Consider the following 23,606-nt stretch of genomic DNA (forward strand, 5'->3'; position numbering starts at 1 on the left):
CATGAACAAGGGGACCACATCATGGCCGGCCGCAAAAAGACCAACACGTGCAAGCTGTTTGTTCTGGATACCAACGTTCTTCTGCACGACCCCACCTGTCTGTACCGCTTCGAAGAACACGATGTGTTCATCCCCATCATCACGCTGGAAGAACTGGATACCCACAAGAAGGGCATGTCCGAAGTGGCGCGCAACGCGCGCCAGGCCAGCCGCTTCCTCGACGACATCATCAGCGGCAACGAGCTGAACATCGCCGATGGCATTCCGCTGAAAAACGCCAGCCGCGACGCCGCCAGCGGCCGACTGATCCTGCAGACCCAGGCCATCAACGGCACGCTGCCGTCCTCGCTGCCGGTGGGCAAGGCCGACAATCAGATTCTCGGCATCGTGATGGCGCTGAAGAATCTGCATCAGGAACGCGCCGTCATCCTGGTGTCCAAAGACATCAATATGCGCATCAAGGCGCGCGCGCTGGGCCTGGAGGCGGAAGACTACTTCAACGACAAGGTGCTGGAAGACACCGACCTGCTCTATACCGGCACCCGCGAAATCGACCAGGCGTTCTGGGAGCGCAACGGCAAGGACATCCAATCCTGGCAGGATCATGGCCGCAGCTACTATCAGCTGACCGGCCCCGACACGGCCAGCCTCTATGTCAACCAGCTGCTATGGCAGGAAGGCGACAAACCGTTCCAGGCCCGCGTGATCAAGCTGGAAGGCAAGAGCGCGGTATTGGAAACGCTGAAGGACTACAGCCACAGCAAGAACAATGTCTGGGGCATCACCGCGCGCAACCGCGAGCAGAACTTCGCGTTGAACATGCTGATGGACCCCAACGTGGACTTCGTCTCGCTGCTGGGCCAGGCCGGCACCGGCAAGACGCTGCTCACGCTGGCGGCGGGCCTGGCGATGACGCTGGAACAGAAAATCTACAGCGAAATCATCATGACCCGCGTCACCGTGCCGGTGGGCGAGGACATTGGCTTCCTGCCCGGCACTGAGGAAGAAAAAATGGCGCCGTGGATGGGCGCCTTGGAAGACAACCTGGATGTGCTGAACAAGAGCGACGACGACGGCGGCGACTGGGGCCGCGCCGCCACGCGCGACCTGATACGCAGCCGCATCAAGGTGAAGAGCCTCAACTTCATGCGCGGCCGCACCTTCCTCAACAAATACCTGATCATAGACGAGGCGCAAAACCTGACGCCCAAGCAGATGAAGACGCTGATCACCCGCGCCGGCCCCGGCACCAAGGTGGTATGCCTGGGCAACGTCAGCCAGATCGACACGCCCTACCTGACCGAAGGCAGCTCCGGCCTGACCTATGTGGTAGACCGTTTCAAGGGCTGGGACCACTCCGCCCACATCACCCTGCAACGCGGCGAGCGCTCCCGCCTGGCGGACTACGCCGGCGAAGTGCTGTAGAACAAGCGCGCTTGCCAATGAAAACGGCGCCATCGCATGCGATGGCGCCGTTTCGACATTCTCGGCACAGCCTCAGTGTCAATCAGCGTCGAATTTTGACCACCTGTCAGCGTTGAATTTTGACCAGGCATCAGACCGCTTTCCGGCGCTTCTTGAACCGGTAGGAATCGTTCCCCGTCTCCAGAATGTCGCAGTGGTGCGTCACCCGGTCCAGCAGCGCCGTCGTCATCTTCGCGTCGCCGAACACGCTCACCCATTCCCCGAAGCTCAGGTTCGTCGTCACGATCAGGCTGGTCTTCTCGTACAACTGGCTGATCAGGTGAAACAGCAGCGCGCCGCCTGATTCCGGAAACGGCAGGTAGCCCAGCTCGTCCAGGATCACCGCGTCCATCAGCATCAGTTGACGCGACAGGTGCCCGGCTTTGCCGGCGCGCTTTTCATGCTCCAGCAGATTGACTAGGTCCACCGCGTTATAGAACCGCACCCGCTTGCTCTGATGGATCGCCGCCACCCCCAGCGCTGTCGCCAGGTGGGTTTTGCCCGTCCCGGTGCCGCCCACCAGAATCAGGTTGCGCGCTTCCGCCAGGTAGTCGCCGCCGGCCAGCGCGGTCAATCTGTCTGACTGCAGCGGACTTTCCGCCCAGTCAAAGCCTGTCAGATCTCGGTGGTGCGGGAAGCGCGCGGCTTTCATCTGGTAGCTCAGGCTGCGCGCTTGGCGGTCGGCCTGTTCCGCCTCCAACAGTCGCAGCAGCATCGCTTCGCCGGTCAAAGGTTGGCGGCGGGGTTCGGCCATCAGTTCTCCCCAGGCGCTGGCCATCCCGTACAGCTTCAGCGCTTTCAGTTTGCTCAGGGGATCAGTCATGGCAGCCCTCCAGCAACTGGTCGTAACGCGCGCAGTTCGCCGCCGGCGCTTCTTTCAGCTGCAAGTTCTCCATCACGCTCAACGCTGCCGGACGGGCGGGTTCGGTCAGCCGGCGCAGCTCATTCAGAATGATGGGCGCGCTGATAGCCTTGTGCTCCAGCGCCAGCTGGCAGGCCACTTCCAGCGCTTCCAGGCCGGTTTCTCGCGCGGCCAGCAGCAGATCGGCGAAGGCCCGATCGCCTTTGGCTTCTTTCATCAGCGCCTGGCGCACGGTTTCAATCGCCGCCGGCAGCACCCATTCGACAAAGGGCCGGCCATGCCGCAAGGCGCCGGGTTTGGTTTGCAGGATCGGCACGTAGTGCCAGGGTTCGCAGATCCACTGATCCCGCCCGAAGCGACGGTCGTGGCAGGCGATCTCGGCGCCGTCGGCGACGGCGCGGATCTGGCCAGCGCTGACGCGCACCGACACCACCTTGCCCGCCCATTGCGCCGGCACGCTGTAACGATTGCGCTCTATCGTCACCAGGCAGGTGCTGGAGACGCGCAGCGCCTGCTCCACATAGCTGTCGAACGGCATGGCGATCGGCGTCAGCTGCTGCCGCTCGTCTGCCCAGGCTGCGGCCACCGTCACCGGCTGGTGCGGGTGTTGGCGTTGCCCCAGTTCGCGGCAGCGTTGCGCCAGATGGGCATTGAGCGCCGCGAAGTCGGCAAAGCGCGGGGTGGGCGTGAACAGCCATTCCCGGATATTGCCGACCTGATTCTCCACTTGCCCTTTCTCCCAGCCCGATGCCGGCGTGCAGGCCACCGGCTCGAACAGGTAGTGATTGGCCAAAGCCAGGTGGCGGCTGTTGAAACGGCGGGACTTGCCGGTAAAGATGGCGTCCACCACTGCCTTGAGGTTGTCGTAGATCACCTTGCGCGGCGCGCCGCCAAAGAAGGCGAAAGCCTGGACGTGAGCGTCCAGCACCATTTCCTGGGTTTCGCGCGGATAGGCGATGACGAAAGGCTGGCGGCTATAAGCCAGGCGGAAGTGCGCCAGCTTGATGGTCTGGGCGATACCGCCGAGCACCACCTGCTCGTAGCTCCAATCGAATTGGCAAACTTCGCCGGGCGCGAAGAGCAGCGGGACGAAAGCCTGCTTTGGGGTGAGCGTGCCGGGCTGAGCGGCCTTCCAGGCTTTGACGTGGCGCTGGATGCTGTCGTAGGCGCCCCTGTACCCCTCGGCCTGCAGGCATTCGAACAGGCGGCGGGCGGTACGGCGTTGGGCCTTGGGGAGCTGGCTATCGCGCTTGAGCCAGGCGTTCAGCGTGTCCATGAAGGCGCCGAGCCTGGGATGGCGCGGCTGGCGCTGATATTGCGGGGCGGTGGTGGCCTTGAGGTATTTCTTGACGGTGTTGCGGGAGAGGTTGAGGGAGCGGGCAACAGCGCTGATGCTCTCGTTGCCCACCAGGTGACGGCGTCGGATCTTGCCGATGGTTTCCATGCAAATCACTCCAGGTTTGCCCTCGCCAAAAAGACGAAGTGTGGCACATGCCCGGGGTGGTCAAAATTGGACGCTGTTTACCCCGGGAACCTGGTCACTTTTGCACGCTGTTTAACAGCCTCAGCACATTTCGTCTTCATCCGGCCCCAGCAAGCGGCGGCAATACGCGATCAAACACAGCACCCCTGCGCCCAGCAACAGCAGATCCAACGCGAACCACCGCTTGGCGTCGCGCATATTCTCGCTGCGCGACATCACCTCGTCCGCCAGCGCCAGCTGCGAGATATTGTCGCCGCCAGCCCCGGAAGCCTCGGAATGGCGCAAGGCAACCGGAGCGGGCTCGCATGCCGCCGCCTGGCAAGCCTGGCGCGCCACCACCGCTGAGCTTTCCGCATACCATTGCGGCACACTCGCCTGGCACACGCCGGCGCTCAAGCCCAGCGCGCACACCCATCCCAACCACTTCCCGTACATATTCCCGACACCAACGCCGCTACGCGGCACCTTCTCCAAACAACAATCGCCGCCGGAACATGTCCGCACGGCGATGCCGAACCGGCAGCAAGCCGACTCTCCTCATTGCGTCAAGCACTTGACGCGGAAGGCATTTTTCAACAAGTCGAGCCGGGGGTCAAATCGCGCGCCATGCACAGGACAAGCGCGCAGCAAGCGCGCAACAAATATTCCAAAGGCATTAAATTAGCCACGCCCTCGCCCGGTGACCGCACCGGGCGTGTGCACGCTCCACTCGCTGATCAGCAGCATGCCGTCCGCCGTCGCCACCAGCAATTGCTCGGCCTGAGAGTAGATCAAGCTACCCGGTTGAAACGCGTGCGCCTCCGTCCACCCCTCCGCTCGATGCACAAACAAGGTGACCTGATTGAGGGTGGCCACGCATTCGAAATCGCCGAAAGCCCGAATCTGGCGCAACAAATCGGACGTGCTGCGGCGAAAGTCCAGCATGCGATCCTGATCGCTCCACAGCGGCCAGTAGCTGCCGCCCTCGCCTTGCGGACGGGCCTCCGCCCACAGGCGCTCGAACTGTCCCGCCACGCGATGGCAAAGACGGTGCAAAGCCAGTTGCAGCTTGATGTCCAGTACCTGATGGCTGTCCATCTCGCCCAAGGGAAACTTCTCCTGATCCAGAATATCGCCGGTATCGAATTCCGGCCCCACCTTATGGCAGGTCACCCCCCATTCCTTGCGCCCCTCCAGCAAGGCGCGCACCTGGGGGTATGGCCCGCGCGCCAAGGGCAAGGGAGAAGGATGGAAATTCACCGCGTATTTCAGATATGGGCGCCAGTCCGGCACGCGCCAGTTATAGCTGCCCAGCAGCAGGGCCTCGCATCCCATGTCGGCCAGTTCGGCCAGATCGCGCTCGCGCATGGGCGACAACTGCAGCGGCAGCTTGTGTTGCTCGGCAAACGCCACCGAGGCCTTGTGATGATGCATGCGGTGATCCACCGGCGTGCAAAACACCTTCAGCGGCTCCCAGCCGGCCTTCACGAACACATCCAGCACCGGTTTGCACCGGTCAGACAGGGTAATGGCAAAACGCATGGCATCCACTTCATCGGCCGGGGACTCGCCCCCTCACAGCGTGGTTATATCACCGGGTTCGCGCTTGCCGCCGCGGATGACACGCAAATTAACAGAAACCGCCCGCCGTGACGGCCCCATCTGGCCTCGGCCGGCCAGACAGCGAAGGCGGCCAAGTAGCCCATCAGCACCAGCGGCGGCCGCATGCGGGCTGAGCCAACGCATCATGTGGAATGGCGTGATCCGCAGATGCCGATGCAGACACGCCGCGCGCTCGGCGAAAACAAAAAGCCCGAAGCGTGGGCAACGCCTCGGGCCAATGGACAGCAATGAACAGTATTCAGCGCAGGGGCAAATGCCCCGACAAAGTATTCAGCTGCGTGATGGCGCGGCGGAAACGCGCGTGGGCGCGGGACACGGTGGATTCGCTGATGTCCATTTGCTGAGCGGCGTAATAGCCGGTCATGCCCTCCACCTCCATCAGCCACACCGCCTCGCGCGAACGCTTTTTCATGCCGATCAAGTCCGCCACCACATTGAAATCATCCAATTTCATGATGTTCCTCCCCCGATCCTCCGCGACATCGACCCCAGCCCCTGGGCTGCTTCGCTCACGACACTTCATCATAGATGCTTGCAAAAAAAATGCAGGGGTGGCGGCGGTCCTGGCGGGCCGCCTATCCGGCCGATTCAAAGCTGGCGGTACGCCTCGTCGCTGACCGGCTCCAGCCATTCGTTGCGGCTTCCCACTCCGGGAATTTCAATCGCCAGATGGCTGAACCAGCTGTCGGCCTTGGCGCCGTGCCAATGCTTTTTCCCTGCCGGGATATAGACGAAGGAACCCTCTTGCAGGCTGACGGCCGGCTCGCCTTCCTGCTGGAACCAGCCCTCGCCGGCGGTGCAGATCAACATCTGCCCGCCGCCGCTTTTGGCATGGTGGATATGCCAATGATTGCGGCAACCGGGTTCGAAGGTGACGTTGGCCAGGAATAACGGCGCCTCGCCCGGCTTAAGCAGAAAGTTCAAGAATGAATTCCCGATGAAGTATTGCGCATACGCTTGGTTCGGCACCCCCGTGCCAAACATATTGGCCCTATCGAACGCCGCTTTATCGCTGTATTTCATGATTTTCCTTCCATAGAGATGCCCCTTGGGCTGCCTCGCCCATCCGGAACGCCGCCCAGGCGGCGGGCCCGCGATGGGCGCGGGCTTAGCGCGCAAGCCGCAATATCTCGGCGACCGCTTCCGGGGTATAGGTTTCGGCGATGCCGAACAGGCGGACATTGCGCTGCACGTTGTCGACGATGGCAGACAGGTCATCGGCCGGAATGCCCAACTGCGACAGCCGCGTCGGCGTGCCGATCTTGTCGTACCAGGCCTGCAAGGCCGCGATGCCCTGCTCGCCGCCGTCCACGCCGAACACTTCGACGGCGAAGCGATCGAACTGGCTCGGATTCCGCGCCCGATACCACTTCATCCAGGCTGGCACCACCACCGACAAGCCGGCGCCATGCGGCACGTTGAACAGCGCCGACAGCGAGTGTTCAATGGCATGGTTGGGATAGCTGAAGCCCGCCGTGCCGGAATAGCACAGTCCATTGAGCGCCAACGTGGCGGCCCAGGCAAACTGCGCGCGCGCGGCATAGTCCGCCGGGTTGGCCAGCAGGGCCTCGGTCGTCTCGATGACCGTGATGATCAGCGATTCCACCAGGCGCGATTGCAGCTTGGGCTGCACCGTGGCCGTGAAATAGGTTTCGATCAGGTGAGCGATGACATCGGAAGCCGAATAGACGAGGTAGTCGCGCGATACGCCGCGCATCAGCGCCGGGTTGACAATGGACAGCTTGGGAAACAGCAGCGGCGACGCGATGAAGAACTTCTCCTGCGTCTCGTCATTGGTCACCACCGCGGAGGGGTTCATCTCGCTGCCCGTGGCCGCCAGGGTCTGGATGGCGAACAGCGGCAGGGCCGACTCGATGCCGGCCTTGCCGACAAAAAGATCCCAGACATCCCCGGCATGGCGGACGCCGGCCGCAATCGCCTTGGCGCTGTCGAGCACGGAGCCGCCGCCTACGCTGAGTATGGCATCCACCCCCTCAGCCCGCGCCAGCGCAATGCCTTCACGCACACGGGAGATCACTGGATTGCTGACGATCCCGCCGAATTCGACGAGCTGAATGTCATGTTCGGCCAGGCTCCGGCCGACGACATCAAACAGACCTTCGCGCTTGATCCGCTCGCTGCCGTAGCAAAGCAGCGCTTTCTTGACGCCGTGTTCGGCCAGGCCTTTGCCGATGAGGCGCTCCTTGTCGGTGCCGAATTCAATGCGGGTGGGGTTGAAGAAGCTGAAGTTTTCCATGGCTCGCCTTTCGATGTGATGCGTGCAGTGACTTGATGCAGCGTATTTTTCTTCATCCACGCCCGTCATCGGTATATAAATCCTGCGCGCTTCTTGCCTGATTCTCCATGGATGCAAATTTCGGCCTGGGCGACCGCGCCGGGACGAGATATGCTTCAGCCCAAACCCCGCCTGGAGACCCTGCCATGCCCGACCCACGATCATCCGACGCCCTCGCCCCGGATCCGCTCGCCCGCTTGCGGGAATCCATGATTCACAGCATTGGCAGCAGGACGGCCGGCCTGACGGACTGGCGCAGCCCCATCGCCAATCTCACCTTCTTCCGGCGCGAGCGCCCCATGCCGCCCTGCATCTGCCTGGTCGAACCCAGCATCATTCTTGTGGTGCAGGGGGAAAAGCAAATGCTAGTGGGCGGCGAGGCCTACCCCTACGACATCCATCGCTTTCTCATCACATCGCTCGACCTGCCGGCGAACTCGCAAGTGATGCGGGCGAGCGCGGACCAGCCCTGCCTGGGGCTGGCCTTGAAGCTGGACCTGAGGGTGATGGCGGAGCTGATCGCCCAGGGCGGCTTGCCGCTGCCGGCGGAGCGCTCCCAAGACAAGGCGGGCGGCGTGGGTCTGGGCGCGGTCACCCCGCCGCTGCTGGAGTCGTTCAAGCGGCTGCTGGACCTGCTGGATGACCCTGCCGCCATACCCGTGCTGGCGCCCTTGATCGAGCGCGAGATCCACTACCGCCTGCTCCGCGGCGAGCAGGCGCCGCGGCTGTGGCAGATCGCGGCGGTGGGGAGCCAGGGCCACCGCATCGCCAGGGCGATTGACTGGCTGAAGCTGAACTACACCCGGACGCTGCGCATTGAAGACCTGGCCGCGCATGTGCAGATGAGCACGTCCAGCCTGCACCAGCACTTCCGCCAACTCACCGCCATGAGCCCGCTGCAGTACCAGAAATGGCTGAGGCTGAATGAGGCGCGCCGGCTGATGTTGAACGCGCACCGGGACGCCGCGAGCGCCGCCTTCGAGGTGGGCTATGAAAGCCCGTCGCAATTCAGCCGCGAGTACGCCCGGCTCTTCGGCGCCCCGCCCAAACGCGATATTGAGACATTGCGCAGCCATGCGGCCACCGGCCGCCATGAACAAGGCATTCCTTCCGCTTGAGCGCCGCCTTCGCCAGCCGTCCGAGAGCACGAGGACCCGGCGCCGCTCAAGAATCGCCTGCCTGCAATGGCGATCAAAGACGGTGAAGGGTGGCGGCTTGAAGCCAGCGGGATTCAAAGATTGCGGCAGGTTGCGGTTTATCGTAGAGGAATCCTTGTATGGCCGTGCAGCCGATCGCGATCAGAAAGTCGGACTGAGCCGCGGTCTCCACGCCTTCGGCTACCGATTCCAGATTCAAGTTATCCGCTAGCGACTGGATGCCACGCACCAAGGCCTCGGCATCCTGGCCCTGGCCTATTCCCATGACAAAGGAGCGATCGATTTTCAGGGTTTGGACCGGCAATTGCCCCAGGTAGGATAGGGAGGAGTAGCCGGTACCGAAGTCATCGATGGACAATCGAACACCCAGCTGGTGCAGCTCTGTCAAAGTGGAAATGGCATCATCACTGGCCATGATGACGCTTTCCGTGATTTCTAGCTCCAGCCACTCCGGCCGCAGCCCATGTTTTTGCAATAAGGCGTGGACATGTTGCGGGAAGTCAGCCTGTTCAAGCTGCCTGACTGACAGATTGACGGAAACAGATGGCATGACAAGACCCGCCTGATGCCATTGGGCAAGCTGCCGGCAACACTTTTCCAGAACCAGATCGCCTAGCGCTTGGATTTGCCCCGACTCTTCCGCAATAGGAATAAAGCGGGCGGGGCTGACGTCGCCCAGTTCTGCGCTATGCCAGCGCGCCAAAGCCTCTGCCCCGTAGAGAGACCCGCCTGCGCACAAAATCTTGGGCTGATAGTAGACCTCTATCGCGCCATCGGCGATGGATTGCCTCAGATGATGCTCAACCCGGACCCTTTCCTCTATCGCGGCCGACAGCTGGGGCGTATAGCGCTGGTAACGATTGCGACCCGCGGCTTTGGCTTGGTACATGGCCAGGTCCGCATTGCGTAGCAGGGTGTCTACATCCGAGCCATCTTGCCCGACAAACCCTATGCCTATGCTGGCGGAGAGATAGATATCCTGACCGCCGACAGCAAATGGCCGTTGGAACAAGGCCAGCAGCTTGCCCGCCGCCGCATCCGCCATATCCGGATGGGCCAGCGTTCCCAGGATGCAAACAAACTCATCTCCGCCTAGCCGTGCCAGCAAGTCACGCGGGGCGACATGATCGGACAGGCGATTTGCAACGGCGATTAAGAGTTGATCGCCTACGTAATGCCCCTGGGTATCGTTGACGTCTTTAAAACGATCCAGATCGATATAAAGAATGGCCGGCCCACGTAGCGCAATGCCTTCATCCGCCAGCGTTCTGGCAAGCTGTTGCTGAAATTGCAATCGGTTGGGCAAGCCTGTCAACGTGTCATGATGCGCCAGTTTGTCCAGCGTGGCTTCCGCGCGCCTGCGCTCGATGATTTCGCTGTGAAGCAGGCGGTTGCTGGCCTCTAGCTCGCGGGTTCTTTCCGCGACTCGGCGGTCAAGTTCGCGGTTGGCCTCCGCCAATGAGGCAGCTTGCTGCGAGATGATCCGCCCAGCATGACGGACGACCAGCATTTGGGCGATAAACAGCGTGCCCATCAGACCGACGATGGCAAGCGTCAACCACCACAGTTGATGATTGGCATCGTCCACGAAAGGCGTGGCGTCCAGATATAGTTCCAGCACGCCTTCAATATTGCCGGCTTGCCCATGCACCGGCACATAGGCGGAGATGATGTCGCGCTCGGTCAGGGTGTGTTCGAAGGCATCTATGCTGTGCTTGTGCACCAGCTCGCTGGCTGGGCTGCCGTTGATCGCAAGCCGGAACCCGCCATCATCGTTTTCGTCCTCTCCGATCTGTCGCGCGTCGGTGGAGAAAATAGTGATGCCGTCCGGCGCATACATCTTTACCCGGATCACATCGCTGCCCTGCATCAGGCGGACAACAGCCTCCCGCAGCTCCGCTCTGCTGGCAAGCTGTTTGAGTCGGGCCGGTTGCTTCGAGAGCGGGATCAGGGGACGAAAGTCCCCCCACAGCGAATTCTTGAAAATCTGCACCAAGGATGCCGCGCGGCTCATCTCCAGCTTTAGCAGCTGCTCGGATGAGTAATGCCGCAGATACCCAGCCATCAATGCGGTCGCGCAGCTCATGAGCAGCAGCGACAGCATGAAAAAATAGGGTACCAGTCGAAAAGAACGGGCAGACAGCGCGGCGATCCTGGCCATGGCAATCTCGCGGTGCGAATGACTGTAAGTCTAGGTGAAAACGAGGCCGGCAGGGGCACTCCCTTGCCGCTTGCTCATGGCATCACCAGGACGGGCCCATGCGTTGCGGACGTTTGCCGGGCGGTCCGCGGACATCAACAGCCTTTGGGCGGCAAGTCGGCGGGCCCGCCGCCCGGTTCAGACTTCCCAGTCTTCCTTTTCCCGACCCTGGGAGCCGGGATAGAGCTGCTCGCGCAGGCTGCGCAGCTTGGCCGGCTCGGCGCGAACGCGGAAGCGGCTGCCTTCCTCCTCGGCATGCTCCTCCAGCACCTGGCAATGGCTGTAGATTTCGCCGCGCAATTGCTGAGCCGACCACGGCAGCAGCAGTTCGTCTTCCACCAAATCCTGCTGAAAGAAGGAAACAATGGTCGAGTGCAGGCCGGCCACATCATCCGGACGCAGCGCGCTGATCACCGCGCAGCCCGGATAACGCTGCCGCAGCTCGGCAGCCCACTCGTTCTGCGCCGCTTCGTCGCCGACATGGTCCAGCTTGTTGAACACGCGGATGCGCGGCACCTCGTCGGCGCCGATTTCCTGCAAAACCTCGTCGGTCACTTCCAGCTGGCGCTGGAAGCCGGGGTCGCTGGCGTCGATCACGTGCAGCAGCAGCGAGGCGTCCAGCGCCTCCTCCAACGTGGACTTGAAGGAGGCCACCAGACCGTGCGGCAGGTTCTTGATGAAGCCCACGGTATCGCTGACCAGCACGCGCGGCACGCTTTCCGGGTACAGCACGCGCACCGTGGTATCCAGCGTGGCGAACAGCTTATTGGCCACCAGCACCTCGCTGCCGGTCAGCGCCCGCATCAGCGTGGATTTGCCGGCGTTGGTGTAGCCCACCAGCGACACCCCGCCCAAGCCCAGGCCCTGCCGCTCCAGCCGGCGCGCGCGCTGGGTCTTGCGCTCCAACTCCATGGCGGTGATTTCGCGCTGCAGTTCGGCGATGCGGTCGCGCACCTTGCGGCGATCCAGCTCGGTATGCGATTCGCCGGCGCCGCGGCCGCCCATGCCGCTGCGCTGCCGGCCTTGCGGACCGGCCAGCTTGGCCGCCTCGCGCAGGCGCGGCGCCATATAGCCGAGGCGGGCGATTTCCACCTGGGCGCGCGCCGCGCGCGAGCGCGCGTTGCGATGGAAAATCTCCAGGATGACCATGGTGCGATCCATCACTTCGCAGCCGACGGCCAGTTCCAGATTGCGCGCCTGCGATGGCGAAATCTCGTGATCGACCAGCACCGCGTCGATCTCGACGGCGCTGGCGTCCCACGCTTGCGGCTCGTCTTCCAGCTCATCGGCGCGGATGCCGCGCTTGACGAACTGGCTGACTTCTTCGAGCTTGCCGACGCCCAGATAGGCGGTGCGGTCGAAGCTGCTGCGCTTTTGCACAAAGGTTTGCACCACGCGGAAACCCAGGGTCTTGGCCAGCTCGCTCAGCTCGGCGAGAGAGGCCTCGAATTCGACATCGCTGACGTCCGGCAACTGCACCGAGGCCACAATGGCGTAGCGGGGCTTCTCTTTGACTTCTGTTTGCATCTAGGGATGGCTTCATTCGGGATGATAGAGCGCAGATAGTACCCGCAAACGGCGGCGTCCGCTGACAAGTCGCCATCCCGCCCCCGTCCTTCTCCTTGACCTGGCGCCCGCCGCGGCCGATACTCCTGCCGCCTCGGGCCGCCCCAAGCCCCCCACTCTTTAATTGATTGTCACCATTCATGCCATTTGCCTCCCTGGGCCTGCCGCCCGACCTGGCCCAGTCCGCCCTGGCGCAAGGCTATCTGCAGCCCACCGCCATCCAGCAAGCCGCCATCCCCGCCATTCTGCAAGGCAGAGACGTGTTAGCCACCGCGCAAACCGGCTCCGGCAAGACCGCGGCCTTCTGCCTGCCGCTGCTGCGGCAGTGGTTGGACAGCCCGCGCGCCATCCTGCGCCAGCCGCAGGCCCTGGTCCTGCTGCCTACGCGCGAACTGGCGGTTCAGGTGGGCGACATCCTGCGCGAGCTGTCCCTGGGACTGCCGCGCAAGCTGAAAACGGCCGTAGTCTACGGCGGCGTGTCCATCAATCCGCAAATGATGGCGCTGCGAGGCGGGGCCGACATCTTGGTGGCGACGCCCGGCCGCTTGCTGGACCTGCTGGAGCGCAACGCGCTGCGGCTCTCCGCCATCCGCACCCTGGTGCTGGACGAGGCGGACCGCCTGTTGGATCCAGGCTTCGCCGACGAGCTGAACGCGGTGCTGGACCGCCTGCCGCCGTCGCGGCAGAACCTGCTGTTCTCGGCCACCTTCCCGCCGGCGGTCCGCGCGCTGGCGGCAAAGCTGCAGCAGCAAGCGCTGCGGATTGAGATCGAGCCAGGCGCCGCCAGCGCGCCGGACATCCGCCAGCGCGCCATCGAGGTGGACGCCGATCGGCGCACCATGCTGCTGCACCATCTGCTGCAGACACATGGCTGGGAGCGAGCGCTGGTTTTCGTCGCCAGCCGCCATGCCGCCGACCGGGTGGCGGACAAGCTGCAGCGCAAGGGCATGCCCGCCGCCGCGCTGCACGGCGACTGCAGCCAGAGCCAGCGCGGCCAGGCGCTGGCCGATCTCAAGTCCGGCCGCTTGCGGGTGCTGGTGGCGACCGACGTGGCGGCGCGCGGCATCGACATCGCCCGGCTGCCGCTGGTGGTGAACTACGACCTGCCGCGTTCGACCGCCGACTACACCCACCGCATCGGCCGCACCGGGCGCGCCGGCGCCCGCGGCGAAGCCATCAGCTTCGTCTGCGCCGACAGCGCCGCCCACTTCCGGCTGATCGAAAAGCGCCAAGGCCTGAGCCTGCCGCGCGAGCGCATCGCCAGCTTCGAGCCAAGCGCGGCGGCCGCGCCGCCGCCCTCCGCGACCGACCCAGACGGCAACGGCGGCATCAAGGGCAAACGCAAGAGCAAGAAAGACAAGCTGCGCGAAGCCGCAAGGCTGGCGGCCGACGGCGGCGCGCGCCCAGACTAGCCGCAGCCTGCGACGGGCGTCATCCCGCCAGCAGCGGCGCTGCGTCGGCCAGATCCAGCGGCACAAGGGGGAGGCCATGCTTCGCGCGCGCCTTCCCGCACTGCGGCGAGCCGGCCTCCACCGCCCGGCAGGCATCCGCGCGCAAGGGGTAGATGGCGCACCCGACGCTGCGCCCCACTTCACCCTGCAAGGCGACGCAGCGTGGCGCAGATGACCAGGTGCCGCGCATGCAGCGCGTCCAGTCGTTGACTTTTTCGGTCAGGTGATGAGGCACCGTGCCGCCGCCGTCATCGGCCTCGGCCCAGTAAAAGGAAACGCGGAAGCTGGCGCAGCAAGCGCCGCAGGATTGGCAGGGATTGCTTTTTTCACTCATGGCAAGCAAGAAAAACAGTTTGGGGATCGCGCCAGAAATGGCGAATACATGCAATCCGGGTATTCTGTCAGGCCTGCTTGCCGTTCTCAAGTCAAACTATTCGGCCGCCAACCACTCGGCCAGCCCGATCCCTGCCGCGCGGCCGCTGGCGAAGCAGGCCGTCAACAAATAACCGCCGGTGGGCGCCTCCCAGTCCAGCATCTCGCCGGCGCAAAACACGCCGGGCAGCGCGCTCAGCATCTGCCGCGAATCCAGCGCGGAAAAGCATACGCCGCCCGCCGTGCTGATGGCCTCGTCCATGGGCCGCGTCGCCGTCAGCGTCAAGGGCAGCCGCTTGATGGCCGCGGCCAGCGCCGCCGGGTTCTGGAAACGGTCTTTGTCCAGACACTCGCGCAGGATGCCGGCGCGGGCGCCCTTGAGGTTCAGCCGGCTTTGCAGATGGCTGGACAGCGAGCGGGAACCGCGCGGGTGCGTGACCTCGGCCAGCACCCTGGCTTCGTCCCAGGCCGGAATCAGGTCCAGGTAACAGGTGGCGGAGCCGGCGCGGAGGATCTCGTCGCGCAGCAAGGCCGAGCAGGCGTAGATCAAGCTGCCCTCGATGCCGCTTTGAGTGATCACGCACTCCCCCACGCGCTGAAACGCGCGGCCGTCGCCGCCCTGGAAGGACAGGCCGACGGATTTCAGCGGCTCGCCGGCAAACTTGTCGGCGAAGAACGCGCTCCAGCCGGCGTCGAAGCCGCAATTGGACGGCAACAGCGGCGCGGTGGCGACGCCCCTCTCCGCCAACCACGGCAGCCAACGGCCGTCCGAGCCGAGCTTTTTCCAGCTGCCGCCGCCCAGCGCCAACAAGGTGGCGTCCGCGCGCACCGCCAGCTCGCCGTCCGCCGTGTCGAAACGCAGGCTGCCGTCCTCGTTCCAGCCTTGCCAGCGATGGCGGACATGAATGCGCACGCCGGCCTCGCGCAGGCGGCTGAGCCAGGCGCGCAGCAGCGGCGCCGCTTTCATCTCCCGCGGAAACACCCGGCCAGAGCTGCCGACGAAGGTCTCCACGCCCAGTCCGTGAGCCCAGGCGCGCAAGGCGCCGGCATCGAAACCGCGCAATAGCAGGTCGATTTGCGCCGCGCGCTCGCCATAGCGGCTGACAAAGGCCGGATAAGATTCGGAATGGGTCAAATTGAGGCCGCCGATGCCGGCCAGCAGAAACTTGCGTCCCACCGAAGGCATGGCGTCATACACGTCCGCCGCTATGCCGCGCTGCGCCAGCGCTTCCGCCGCCATCAGACCCGCCGGCCCGCCGCCAATGATGGCGACCTTGCGCCCCGCCTCTTCTTTCATGCCCAATACCTCGTCCTAACAAGCTGATTTCACCATAGCCGCCGCGGCGGCAAGGGCGCGATTGTTGCAGAAAAAGGCACACAGCCCAAGCCGCAATACCAAAACCGCCATTGCGGCAAGATTTTTCCGCCTATTCCTTGATCTTCGCCAGACTTTCTTCCACTCGGTCCCATTAGAATTCCTACGGCATGAACATGCTATAAGTCAAATCAGTTGCTCCGCGAGGCGACGACCAGAATATCAAACACACACAGGAGACGGGGCCGCGCCGCCCCGGCAGGCGATGAGAAAATTTTCCGACTGGCCGATCTGGCTGCGACTGACCGGCGCCATCTGGGGCTGCCTGGTGTTGGCATGGGGAGGGCTGATCGCCTGGGAAACGCGGGCCAGCCGCGACATCGCGGTCGAACAGGCCAAGGACCTGGCGCACAGCATGAATGAGATGACGCTGGCCGGCCTCACCGGCATGATGATCACCGGCACCGTGGGCCAGCGCGACGTGTTTCTGGACCAGATCCGAGAGCTGTCCGCCGTGCGCGACCTGCGCGTGATTCGCGGCGACGCGGTGAGCAAGCAGTTCGGCCCCGGCAACGCCGGCGACAAGGCCCGCGCCGGCGACGAGCTGGAGCGCGAGGCGCTGCAGGACGGCAAGCCGCGCATCGAGATAGAGTCCGCGCCCGGCCGCGGCGAACAGCTGCGCGTGGTTTACCCGGCCCTGGCTTCGTCCAACTACCTGGGCAAGAACTGCATGACCTGCCACCAAGTGGCGGACAAGACGCCGCTGGGCGCCGTCAGCATGCGCATTTCGCTGGAAAAGCCCTACGCCGCCGTGGACAGCTTCCGTGCGCAAAGCATCTTGTTCGCCTTGCTGGCCTCGCTGCCGCTGTTGGGCGTGGTGTATCTGTTCATCCGCCGCTTCGTCACCGATCCCTTGCAGGAAATGGCGAAAGGCCTGGCCGAGCTGGCCCAGGGCGAAGGCGACCTAACGCGCCGGCTGCCGGTCAAGAGCAATGACGAGATCGGCGTCACCGCCAGCCTGTTCAACCGCATGTTGGGCACGGTAGCCAGCCTGGTGCGCCAGGTGAGCGAAAGCGCCGACGCGGTGGCCCAAGCTTCGCGCCGGCTGAGCGGCGGCGCCGGCCAGCTGGCCGCCAGCTCTCACCGCCAAAACAGCCAGTCCATGGCCGCCGCCGAAGCGGTGGAACAGCTGGCCAGCCATATCGGCGAAATCGCCGGCAAGGCCGAGCACGTCAGCAACGGCGCGGAAGAGAGTTTGCAACGCTCCGAGCAAGGGCGGCGCAGCCTGCAGCAGCTGCAGCAGGAGGTGGGACAAGTGGAAAGCGCGGTGCAGCTGATGGCGCAGGCCGAAAGCGACCTGGTCAACTCCACCGCCGTGATCACCAGCATGACCAAGGAAGTGCGCGAGATCGCAGAGCAGACCAATCTGCTGGCCTTGAACGCGGCGATAGAAGCCGCGCGCGCCGGCGAGATGGGCCGCGGCTTCGCCGTGGTGGCGGACGAGGTGCGCAAGCTGGCGGAAAAATCCGCCCGTTCCGCCAGCCAGATCGACGCGGTCACGGGCTCGCTCAACGACAAGACCGATGCCGTGCGCCAGGCTGTCAGCGCCGGCCTGGAGTCGCTGCACGCCAGCCGCCAGTCCACCGACAGCGTGGCGGGGGTGCTGGCCGCCGCCAATCAATCGGTGGCGGAAGTGCGCGACGGCCTGCAGCAGATCGTGCAGGTGACCGAGCAACAACGCCTCACCAGCCAGGCGGTGAACGAAAACATAGACGCGATCGCCGACATGGCCCGCACCAACGACGCCGGCATCCAGCAAACCGTGGGCGCGGCGGAGGCGCTGGAAACGCTGGCGCGCCGGCTGACCGACTCGGTGTCGCGCTTCAAGGTTTGAGCTTGGATTTGCTGCGCGCGCCCAGGCCAGGGCCCGCCAGCACAGACGGCGCCAATTGAAGGGCGCAAGGCGGGCGGAAATTGGCCCGCAGGCGAGATCGGCAGGCAGAAACCGCCGCATCTGGTACAACTAGATGGGAAGACCCGCGCCCGGCTCGACCAGGCGTTTTTTCAACGAAAATGCGCCGGGCATTTGGCCGCGAGCCTCACTGCTGTTACACTGCCCAGCCTTTAGCCAACCGCGCCAAGTCATTGTGAAACCAGCCGCTTTTTCCACCCTGCCCCTGCCCGCCCCGCTGTTGTCCAACCTGGACAGCCTGGGCTACCACCAGATGACCGCCATCCAGGCCGCCAGCCTGCCCGCCATTCTGGAAGGCCGCGATCTGATCGCCCAGGCCAAAACCGGCAGCGGCAAGACGGCTGCGTTTGGCCTCGGCCTGTTGGCCAATATCAATCCGCGCTGGTTCGGCGTGCAGGCGCTGGTGATGTGCCCGACGCGCGAACTGGCCGACCAGGTGGCGCAGGAAATCCGCCGCCTGGCGCGCGCCATCGACAACATCAAGGTGGTGACGCTGACCGGCGGCACCCCCATGGGGCCGCAAATCGGCTCGCTGGAGCATGGCGCCCACATCGTGGTGGGCACGCCGGGCCGGCTGCAGGACCATCTGTTCCGCGAAACGCTGAACCTGGCCGGCGTGAAGACGCTGGTGCTGGACGAGGCGGACCGCATGATAGACATGGGCTTCATCGAAGAGATCGTCGGCATCGTCCGCGCCTGCCCGAAGACCCGCCAGACCCTGCTGTTCTCCGCCACCTATCCGGAAGACATCCGCAAGGCCAGCGGGCAGTTTCTGAGAAATCCGGTGGAAGTGAAGGTGGAATCCCTGCACACCGCCGACCACATCGAGCAGTGGTTCTACAAGGTGAAGCCGGAAACCCGGCTGGAGACGGTCAGCCGCATCCTGCGCCACCTGCGCCCCACTTCGGCGCTGGCCTTCTGCAACACCCGCGAACGCTGCAAGGAGCTGGTACGCGAGCTGCAAGAGCAAGGCTTCCACGCGCTGACCCTGCACGGCGATCTGGAACAGCGCGAGCGCGACCAGATCCTGCTGCGCTTCGCCAACAAGAGCGCCACCGTGCTGGTGGCCACCGACGTGGCGGCCCGCGGCCTGGACATCAAGGAGCTGGACGTGGTGATCAACGTCGACGTCACCCACGACCCGGAAGTGCACATCCACCGCATCGGCCGCACCGGCCGCGGCGAACAACACGGCCTGGCGCTGACCCTGGCCACCGACAGCGAGGCCAAGCGCCTGGTGCAGATCGAAAACTACCAGCAGGCGGACCTGACCTGGGCCGACGTGGAAGAGCTGACCCCGGCGCCGGGCGGCCCGCTGCTGCCGCCCATGGTCACGCTGGAAATCGCCGGCGGCAAACGCGAAAAGCTGCGCCCGGGCGACCTTCTGGGCGCGCTGACCGGCGACGCCGGCTTCGCCGGCAGCCAGATCGGCAAGATCAATATCTTCGAGTTCGCCAGCTTCGTCGCGCTGGACCGCGCCATCGCCGAGGACGCGCTGGCCAAGCTGTCCCAGGGCAAGATCAAGGGCAAGCAATTCAAGATGCGGCTGATAGGCTGATCCCCGCCACAAATGAAACAGGGCCTTCCGGCCCTGTTTTCCCCGACCTGCACCCTCCTGTTATACCTGGTACTGCGCCACCGTCTGCTGAATGCTCGCCGCCTGCTGCCGCAGACGATTGGCGGAGTCCGCCGAGCGCCCCGCGTCCCTGGAGTTCGCTTCCGCCATCTGGGCGATCTACTCCACTTTCTGCGCGATGATGTTGCTGGCCGTGCCCTGCTCCACGATGCTGCTGGAAATTTCGCTGATCAGCTCCACGCTGCGCTCGGAATTGGTCTTGATCTGCTGGATAGCCACGCTGGCGCCGCGCGCCCTCTCCGCTTCCTGATTGACCTGGTCCACCACCTGCTGCATGCCGCTCACCGCCGCCTGCGTGCCGTGCTGCATCTTGTCTATCACGCCGGAAATCTCGGTGGTGGAGCTGGCGGTGCGCTCAGCCAGCTTGCGCACCTCGTCGGCCACCACGGCGAAACCGCGGCCCATCTCGCCGGCGCGCGCCGCCTCTATCGCCGCGTTCAGCGCCAATAGATTGGTTTGGTCCGCGATGTCCTTGATCACGCTCAGCACCGTGGCGATGGTGGCGCTATCGTCGCGCAGCTTGCCGATGCGCTCCGCCGCCTCGGTCACCGCCTGCGCCACCGCGCTGATGCCGTCCACTGTGCCCAAGACCACGCCGCTGCCGTGCTCCGCGATGGAGCCGGCCTCGCGCGCCTGCTCGTCCGCCTCGCGCGCGCGGTCCGCCACGTGATTGATGCTGACCGTCACCTGCTCCACCGACGCCGCCATGGCTGAAGCCGACTCGCTCTGCGCCACAGAACTGCCGGCGATATGCAAGGAAGAGTCCGCCATTTTGACGATGGCGCCCTGCATCTCGCCCACGCTGCCGCGTATCTCCTGAAGGCTTTGCTGCAACCGGCCCATCAGCTCATTGAAGGCTGAAGAGGCCTGGCCAATCTCATCCATCCGCGCCACCGGCGCGCGCAGCCTGAAGTCCAGCCGGCTGCGCACCTCTTGCATGATGCCCAGCAGACTGGACAGGCTGCGGCGAATGTGGACATACAGCCGGGCGCTGAGTCCGCCGCACAATAAGACCGCCAAGGCCACCACCGCCAGCGAGGTCATCACGCCCTCTTGATAAGCGGCGGCGTTGTCGCTCGATAGTTGCTCGGCCAGCTTGTAATTGAATTCGACATGCGCCAGCAATTGCTGATTCAAGCTTTTGGCCACCTCCGACATCTCGCCCACCAGCAGTTTGTCGGCCCCGGGCACATCATTGGCGCGCAACAGCTGCAAGTACTTGTCGCGCTGCCCGCGGTAGGCCTTCATGCTTTCGCGGTCAGCCTGCAGCATCTGCTTATCCTCGTCGTTGGACAGCAGCTCTTTCTCGTATTTATCCATGGCCGCATCGAAGCGGCGGTCAAGATCGGGCAGCAAGCCCAGCTGGGCTTGTCTGGCCGCAGGGTCCACCATGGCCGCGCCGCGCGCCAAAGCCAGGCGCATGTCGGCCAGGACGACCTTGGCCTCATCCAGGTCATGAATGCTGGGGAAGGTGTTGATCCTCAGATAATCAAAGCGCTCGTTGGCCTGACGCTGCTGCCACAGGCCCTGCCCCCCCACCACGATCAAGGCGAGCAGCGCCAAGGCTATCGTCATCATCAGCCGCTTCGTGATCGTCATGTCGCACTCTCCCGATTCCCGGAAACCCAGACCGGGAAATTACTTAGAGTAGTTATAGCTGGTATAGTGAAACTGGCAACTACCCGATTCGCATCGACATACTCTCTTCCTTTTCGCCGCACAAACCGGTATGATGCCGCCCTTTCGCGCAGTCTCGGCGTCCGTTCACTGGGTTCCCTCACCCCATTCAGCAAAAAGGAAAGCCATGTTTGACTTCACTGACCGCCAGCGCGCCAGCGCGCTGCTGTGGCTGTCCCTGTTCCATATCGCCATCATCGCGTCCAGCAATTATCTGGTGCAGCTGCCGGTCTCCGTATTCGGCCTGCACACTACCTGGGGCGCTTTCACGTTTCCGTTCATTTTCCTGGCCACGGACCTGACCGTCCGCGTGTTTGGCGCGCCATTGGCCCGACGCATCATCCTGGCATCCATGCTGCCGGCGCTGGCCATCTCCTATCTGGTGTCCGTGCTGTTCTACCAGGGCGCATGGCAAGGCGCAGCGGCGCTGGAACAGCCAAACCTGTTCGTGGCCCGCATCGCCGCGGCCAGCTTCGCCGCCTACGCCCTGGGCCAAATCCTGGATGTGCAGGTGTTCAACCGCCTGCGCCAGCTCCCCGCCTGGTGGATTGCGCCCGCGGCGGCGATGTTCCTGGGCAATATCAGCGACACCCTGTCCTTTTTCTTCATCGCCTTCTACAAAAGCAGCGACCCCTTCATGGCCGCCCACTGGGGGGAGATCGCCCTGGTGGATTACGGCTTCAAGCTGCTGATCTGCATGCTGTTCTTCCTGCCGATGTACGGCGTGGCGCTGAAACTGATACTGAGCCGGCTGCTGAGCCTGGCGCCCGCCGCGCCATTGCGCGCTGCCTGAAATGAACATGGCCAGCGTCTCATGACGCTGGCCACCCCGTCTGCGGCGCGCTTCAGTGCGGCTTTTTGAGATAGGCCTGGATGGCGTCGATCTCCTCCGCGGTGGGCGGCTTGCCCTTGTCTTCCTTCAGGCTGCTCTGCCCCCAGTGCGGCATCGGCGCCTTCAAGGCCTTGCCTTCGTCATCCACCCCTTCCAACACGGCCCTCTCGAACAGTTTCTTGCTCCAGCGGCTGGAGTCCCCCACCAGCTTGGGCCCGACCTTGCCCTGCCCGCGGTCGCCATGGCACACCGCGCAGTTCTGTTGAAAAAGCTCCTTGCCATCCGGCGCGGCCAGGGCCGCGGCGGACAGACAGGTCAAGAGCAGGCTCATTGAGACGAAAAGTCGCATGGCTATCTCCCTATCGGTATCAAGGCCAGCAGCGGCCCCAGCTCTATTCATAGCCAACCATCGCCGTAACGGATAACCATTCGCTTGACTAGCGTCAAAGGCTCACGGCAATCCCTCTCCCCGCCTTGCCTGCGACCTTGCCCAGCGCGCCAACCCGCCGACCCTCGCGTGCGCCTTGAAATGCCGCCGACCGCCGCCAGATACAAGACAGTCGCCCCGCCCTCCAACCCGCCGCACCCACGGAAGCCCTCCATGACCGCCACGCCTCACCCACGCCTCTCCATGCTGGAATTGGCGCCCATCGTCGCCGGCGGCGACGCCGCCCAGGCCCTTCGCCACAGCGCGGAACTGGCCCGCCATGTCGAGCAACTGGGCTATACCCGCTTCTGGGTGGCCGAACATCACAATATGGCCGGCGTCGCCAGCTCCGCCACCGCGGTGCTGATCGGCCACATCGCCGCCCACACCCAACGCATACGCGTCGGCTCCGGCGGCATCATGCTGCCCAACCATGCGCCACTGGTGGTGGCCGAGCAATTTGGCACCCTGGCCACCCTGTTTCCGGGCCGCATCGACCTGGGCCTGGGCCGCGCCCCCGGGACGGACCCGCTCACCGCCCGCGCCCTGCGCCGCGAGCGCTTTGCCGGCGACGACTTCCCGCAACAAGTGGCCGAGCTGCGCGGCTACCTGGGCCCGGAGCGGGCGGGCCAGCAGGTTCGCGCCATTCCCGGCATCGGCACCGACGTTCCGGTATGGCTGCTGGGTTCCAGCCTGTACGGCGCGCAACTGGCGGCGCAGCTGGGCCTGCCTTTCGCCTTTGCCGCCCATTTTGCCCCGGCGCAGCTGGACGAAGCGCTGACGCTGTACCGGCGGCTGTTCCAGCCTTCCACCACGCTGAGCCAGCCTTACGCCATGGTGTGCATACCGGCCCTGGCCGCGGATAGCGACGAACAGGCCCAATACCTGGCCAGCACGCCGTACCAGAAGTTCCTGAATCTGATTCGTGGCGACCGCCAGCCCTTGCCGCCGCCGGTGCGCAGCATGGAGGGCTTGTGGAACCCGCGCGAGGAATTCGCCGTCCGCCACGACTGGCTGGGTGAAGCGGTGTTCGGCGGACCGCAGACCGTGCGCGCCGGCCTGCAGGCCCTGCTGGACCGCACCGGCGCCGATGAAATCATGCTGTCCGTGGACTGTCACGATTTTGCCGACCGCTTGCGAGCCTGCGAAATCATCGCCGACATCCTGCCCAGCCTGCGCATGAAACCAGCGACCGCGCGGTCTGTTTGACGCGACCACCCGTCGCATCGCCCTGGCGCCGGGCATGAGGCGCTGACAGCGAATCTCGCGCGCCGCTCAACACCTCTGGCCTGCC

The 23,606-nt window shown here is 64.4% G+C and carries 20 protein-coding genes; 7 read left to right on the forward strand and 13 right to left on the reverse strand.

Translation table 11 applies throughout. From position 1 onward, the window contains the following. Window positions 1-21: 21 nt before the first annotated feature. A complete protein-coding gene (locus FYK34_RS08305; protein WP_149295934.1) occupies window positions 22-1,425 on the forward strand; it encodes a PhoH family protein in 1,404 nt (467 codons plus the stop codon). Window positions 1,426-1,555: 130 nt separating this feature from the next. Here FYK34_RS08305 and istB read toward each other — a convergent pair whose 3' ends face one another. The 7 genes from istB to FYK34_RS08340 all read right to left on the reverse strand — a co-directional run bounded on the left by istB (window position 1,556) and on the right by FYK34_RS08340 (window position 7,668). After that, the gene (gene istB / locus FYK34_RS08310) at window positions 1,556-2,287 is read right to left on the reverse strand and encodes an IS21-like element helper ATPase IstB (protein WP_149295554.1); all 732 of its coding nucleotides are present in this window, start codon (window positions 2,285-2,287) and stop codon (window positions 1,556-1,558) included. Next, window positions 2,280-3,770 carry an IS21 family transposase gene (istA, locus tag FYK34_RS08315; protein WP_149295553.1) on the reverse strand — a complete coding sequence of 497 codons (1,491 nt, stop codon included), beginning with the start codon at window positions 3,768-3,770 and terminating at the stop codon, window positions 2,280-2,282. The genes istB and istA overlap by 8 nt, the downstream gene beginning before the upstream one ends. 120 nt (window positions 3,771-3,890) lie before the next feature. Then, a complete protein-coding gene (locus FYK34_RS08320; RefSeq protein ID WP_149295935.1) occupies window positions 3,891-4,244 on the reverse strand; it encodes a hypothetical protein in 354 nt (117 codons plus the stop codon). A gap of 225 nt (window positions 4,245-4,469) precedes the next feature. Further along, window positions 4,470-5,330, reverse strand: coding sequence for a methionyl-tRNA formyltransferase (locus FYK34_RS08325; RefSeq protein ID WP_149295936.1), 861 nt, complete (start codon window positions 5,328-5,330; stop codon window positions 4,470-4,472). Between the two features lie 319 nt (window positions 5,331-5,649). After that, complete coding sequence (locus FYK34_RS08330; protein ID WP_149295937.1) at window positions 5,650-5,865, reverse strand: sigma factor-like helix-turn-helix DNA-binding protein; 216 nt, start codon at window positions 5,863-5,865, stop codon at window positions 5,650-5,652. Between the two features lie 134 nt (window positions 5,866-5,999). Beyond that, window positions 6,000-6,335 carry a cupin domain-containing protein gene (locus FYK34_RS08335; RefSeq protein WP_196782657.1) on the reverse strand — a complete coding sequence of 112 codons (336 nt, stop codon included), beginning with the start codon at window positions 6,333-6,335 and terminating at the stop codon, window positions 6,000-6,002. A gap of 184 nt (window positions 6,336-6,519) precedes the next feature. After that, window positions 6,520-7,668 (reverse strand): iron-containing alcohol dehydrogenase, encoded by a 1,149-nt coding sequence (locus FYK34_RS08340; RefSeq protein ID WP_174774509.1) that lies wholly within the window; start codon window positions 7,666-7,668, stop codon window positions 6,520-6,522. A gap of 185 nt (window positions 7,669-7,853) precedes the next feature. On the opposite strand from FYK34_RS08340, the gene FYK34_RS08345 reads away from it, so the two are divergent. After that, the gene (locus FYK34_RS08345; RefSeq protein WP_149295938.1) at window positions 7,854-8,825 is read left to right on the forward strand and encodes an AraC family transcriptional regulator; all 972 of its coding nucleotides are present in this window, start codon (window positions 7,854-7,856) and stop codon (window positions 8,823-8,825) included. A 73-nt stretch (window positions 8,826-8,898) separates the two neighbouring features. Here the strand turns inward: FYK34_RS08345 and FYK34_RS08350 are convergent, their stop codons facing one another. Together FYK34_RS08350 and hflX are read right to left on the reverse strand one after the other, a co-directional pair. Next, window positions 8,899-11,025 carry a putative bifunctional diguanylate cyclase/phosphodiesterase gene (locus FYK34_RS08350; RefSeq protein WP_149295939.1) on the reverse strand — a complete coding sequence of 709 codons (2,127 nt, stop codon included), beginning with the start codon at window positions 11,023-11,025 and terminating at the stop codon, window positions 8,899-8,901. 177 nt (window positions 11,026-11,202) lie between these two features. Continuing rightward, window positions 11,203-12,591: a GTPase HflX gene (gene hflX, locus FYK34_RS08355; protein WP_149295940.1), complete on the reverse strand. Its 1,389-nt coding sequence runs from the start codon at window positions 12,589-12,591 to the stop codon at window positions 11,203-11,205. Between the two features lie 179 nt (window positions 12,592-12,770). Between hflX and FYK34_RS08360 the strand changes: the two genes are divergently transcribed. Next, window positions 12,771-14,042 (forward strand): DEAD/DEAH box helicase, encoded by a 1,272-nt coding sequence (locus tag FYK34_RS08360; RefSeq protein WP_174774510.1) that lies wholly within the window; start codon window positions 12,771-12,773, stop codon window positions 14,040-14,042. A 19-nt stretch (window positions 14,043-14,061) separates the two neighbouring features. Here FYK34_RS08360 and FYK34_RS08365 read toward each other — a convergent pair whose 3' ends face one another. Beyond that, window positions 14,062-14,415 (reverse strand): YkgJ family cysteine cluster protein, encoded by a 354-nt coding sequence (locus FYK34_RS08365; protein ID WP_149295941.1) that lies wholly within the window; start codon window positions 14,413-14,415, stop codon window positions 14,062-14,064. A gap of 96 nt (window positions 14,416-14,511) precedes the next feature. Continuing rightward, window positions 14,512-15,750 (reverse strand): TIGR03862 family flavoprotein, encoded by a 1,239-nt coding sequence (locus FYK34_RS08370; RefSeq protein ID WP_149295942.1) that lies wholly within the window; start codon window positions 15,748-15,750, stop codon window positions 14,512-14,514. Between the two features lie 283 nt (window positions 15,751-16,033). Here FYK34_RS08370 and FYK34_RS08375 point away from each other — a divergent pair, with 283 nt between their 5' ends. Together FYK34_RS08375 and dbpA are read left to right on the forward strand one after the other, a co-directional pair. Further along, entirely contained in the window at window positions 16,034-17,662 is a 1,629-nt protein-coding gene (locus FYK34_RS08375; RefSeq protein WP_149295943.1) for a methyl-accepting chemotaxis protein, read from the forward strand. A 253-nt stretch (window positions 17,663-17,915) separates the two neighbouring features. After that, window positions 17,916-19,298 (forward strand): ATP-dependent RNA helicase DbpA, encoded by a 1,383-nt coding sequence (gene dbpA / locus FYK34_RS08380; protein ID WP_149295944.1) that lies wholly within the window; start codon window positions 17,916-17,918, stop codon window positions 19,296-19,298. A gap of 177 nt (window positions 19,299-19,475) precedes the next feature. Here the strand turns inward: dbpA and FYK34_RS08385 are convergent, their stop codons facing one another. Next, window positions 19,476-20,975: a methyl-accepting chemotaxis protein gene (locus FYK34_RS08385; RefSeq protein ID WP_149295945.1), complete on the reverse strand. Its 1,500-nt coding sequence runs from the start codon at window positions 20,973-20,975 to the stop codon at window positions 19,476-19,478. 205 nt (window positions 20,976-21,180) lie between these two features. Between FYK34_RS08385 and FYK34_RS08390 the strand changes: the two genes are divergently transcribed. Then, on the forward strand, window positions 21,181-21,846 hold the full coding sequence (locus tag FYK34_RS08390; RefSeq protein ID WP_149295946.1) for a 7-cyano-7-deazaguanine/7-aminomethyl-7-deazaguanine transporter: 666 nt from the start codon (window positions 21,181-21,183) through the stop codon (window positions 21,844-21,846). A 52-nt stretch (window positions 21,847-21,898) separates the two neighbouring features. Here FYK34_RS08390 and FYK34_RS08395 read toward each other — a convergent pair whose 3' ends face one another. Then, the gene (locus FYK34_RS08395; RefSeq protein ID WP_149295947.1) at window positions 21,899-22,234 is read right to left on the reverse strand and encodes a c-type cytochrome; all 336 of its coding nucleotides are present in this window, start codon (window positions 22,232-22,234) and stop codon (window positions 21,899-21,901) included. A 252-nt stretch (window positions 22,235-22,486) separates the two neighbouring features. On the opposite strand from FYK34_RS08395, the gene FYK34_RS08400 reads away from it, so the two are divergent. Next, window positions 22,487-23,521 (forward strand): LLM class flavin-dependent oxidoreductase, encoded by a 1,035-nt coding sequence (locus FYK34_RS08400; RefSeq protein ID WP_149295948.1) that lies wholly within the window; start codon window positions 22,487-22,489, stop codon window positions 23,519-23,521. Window positions 23,522-23,606 lie beyond the last annotated feature (85 nt).

It is taken from the genome of Chromobacterium paludis, from assembly GCF_008275125.1.
In the GTDB taxonomy this organism is placed as follows: Bacteria; Pseudomonadota; Gammaproteobacteria; order Burkholderiales; family Chromobacteriaceae; genus Chromobacterium; species Chromobacterium paludis.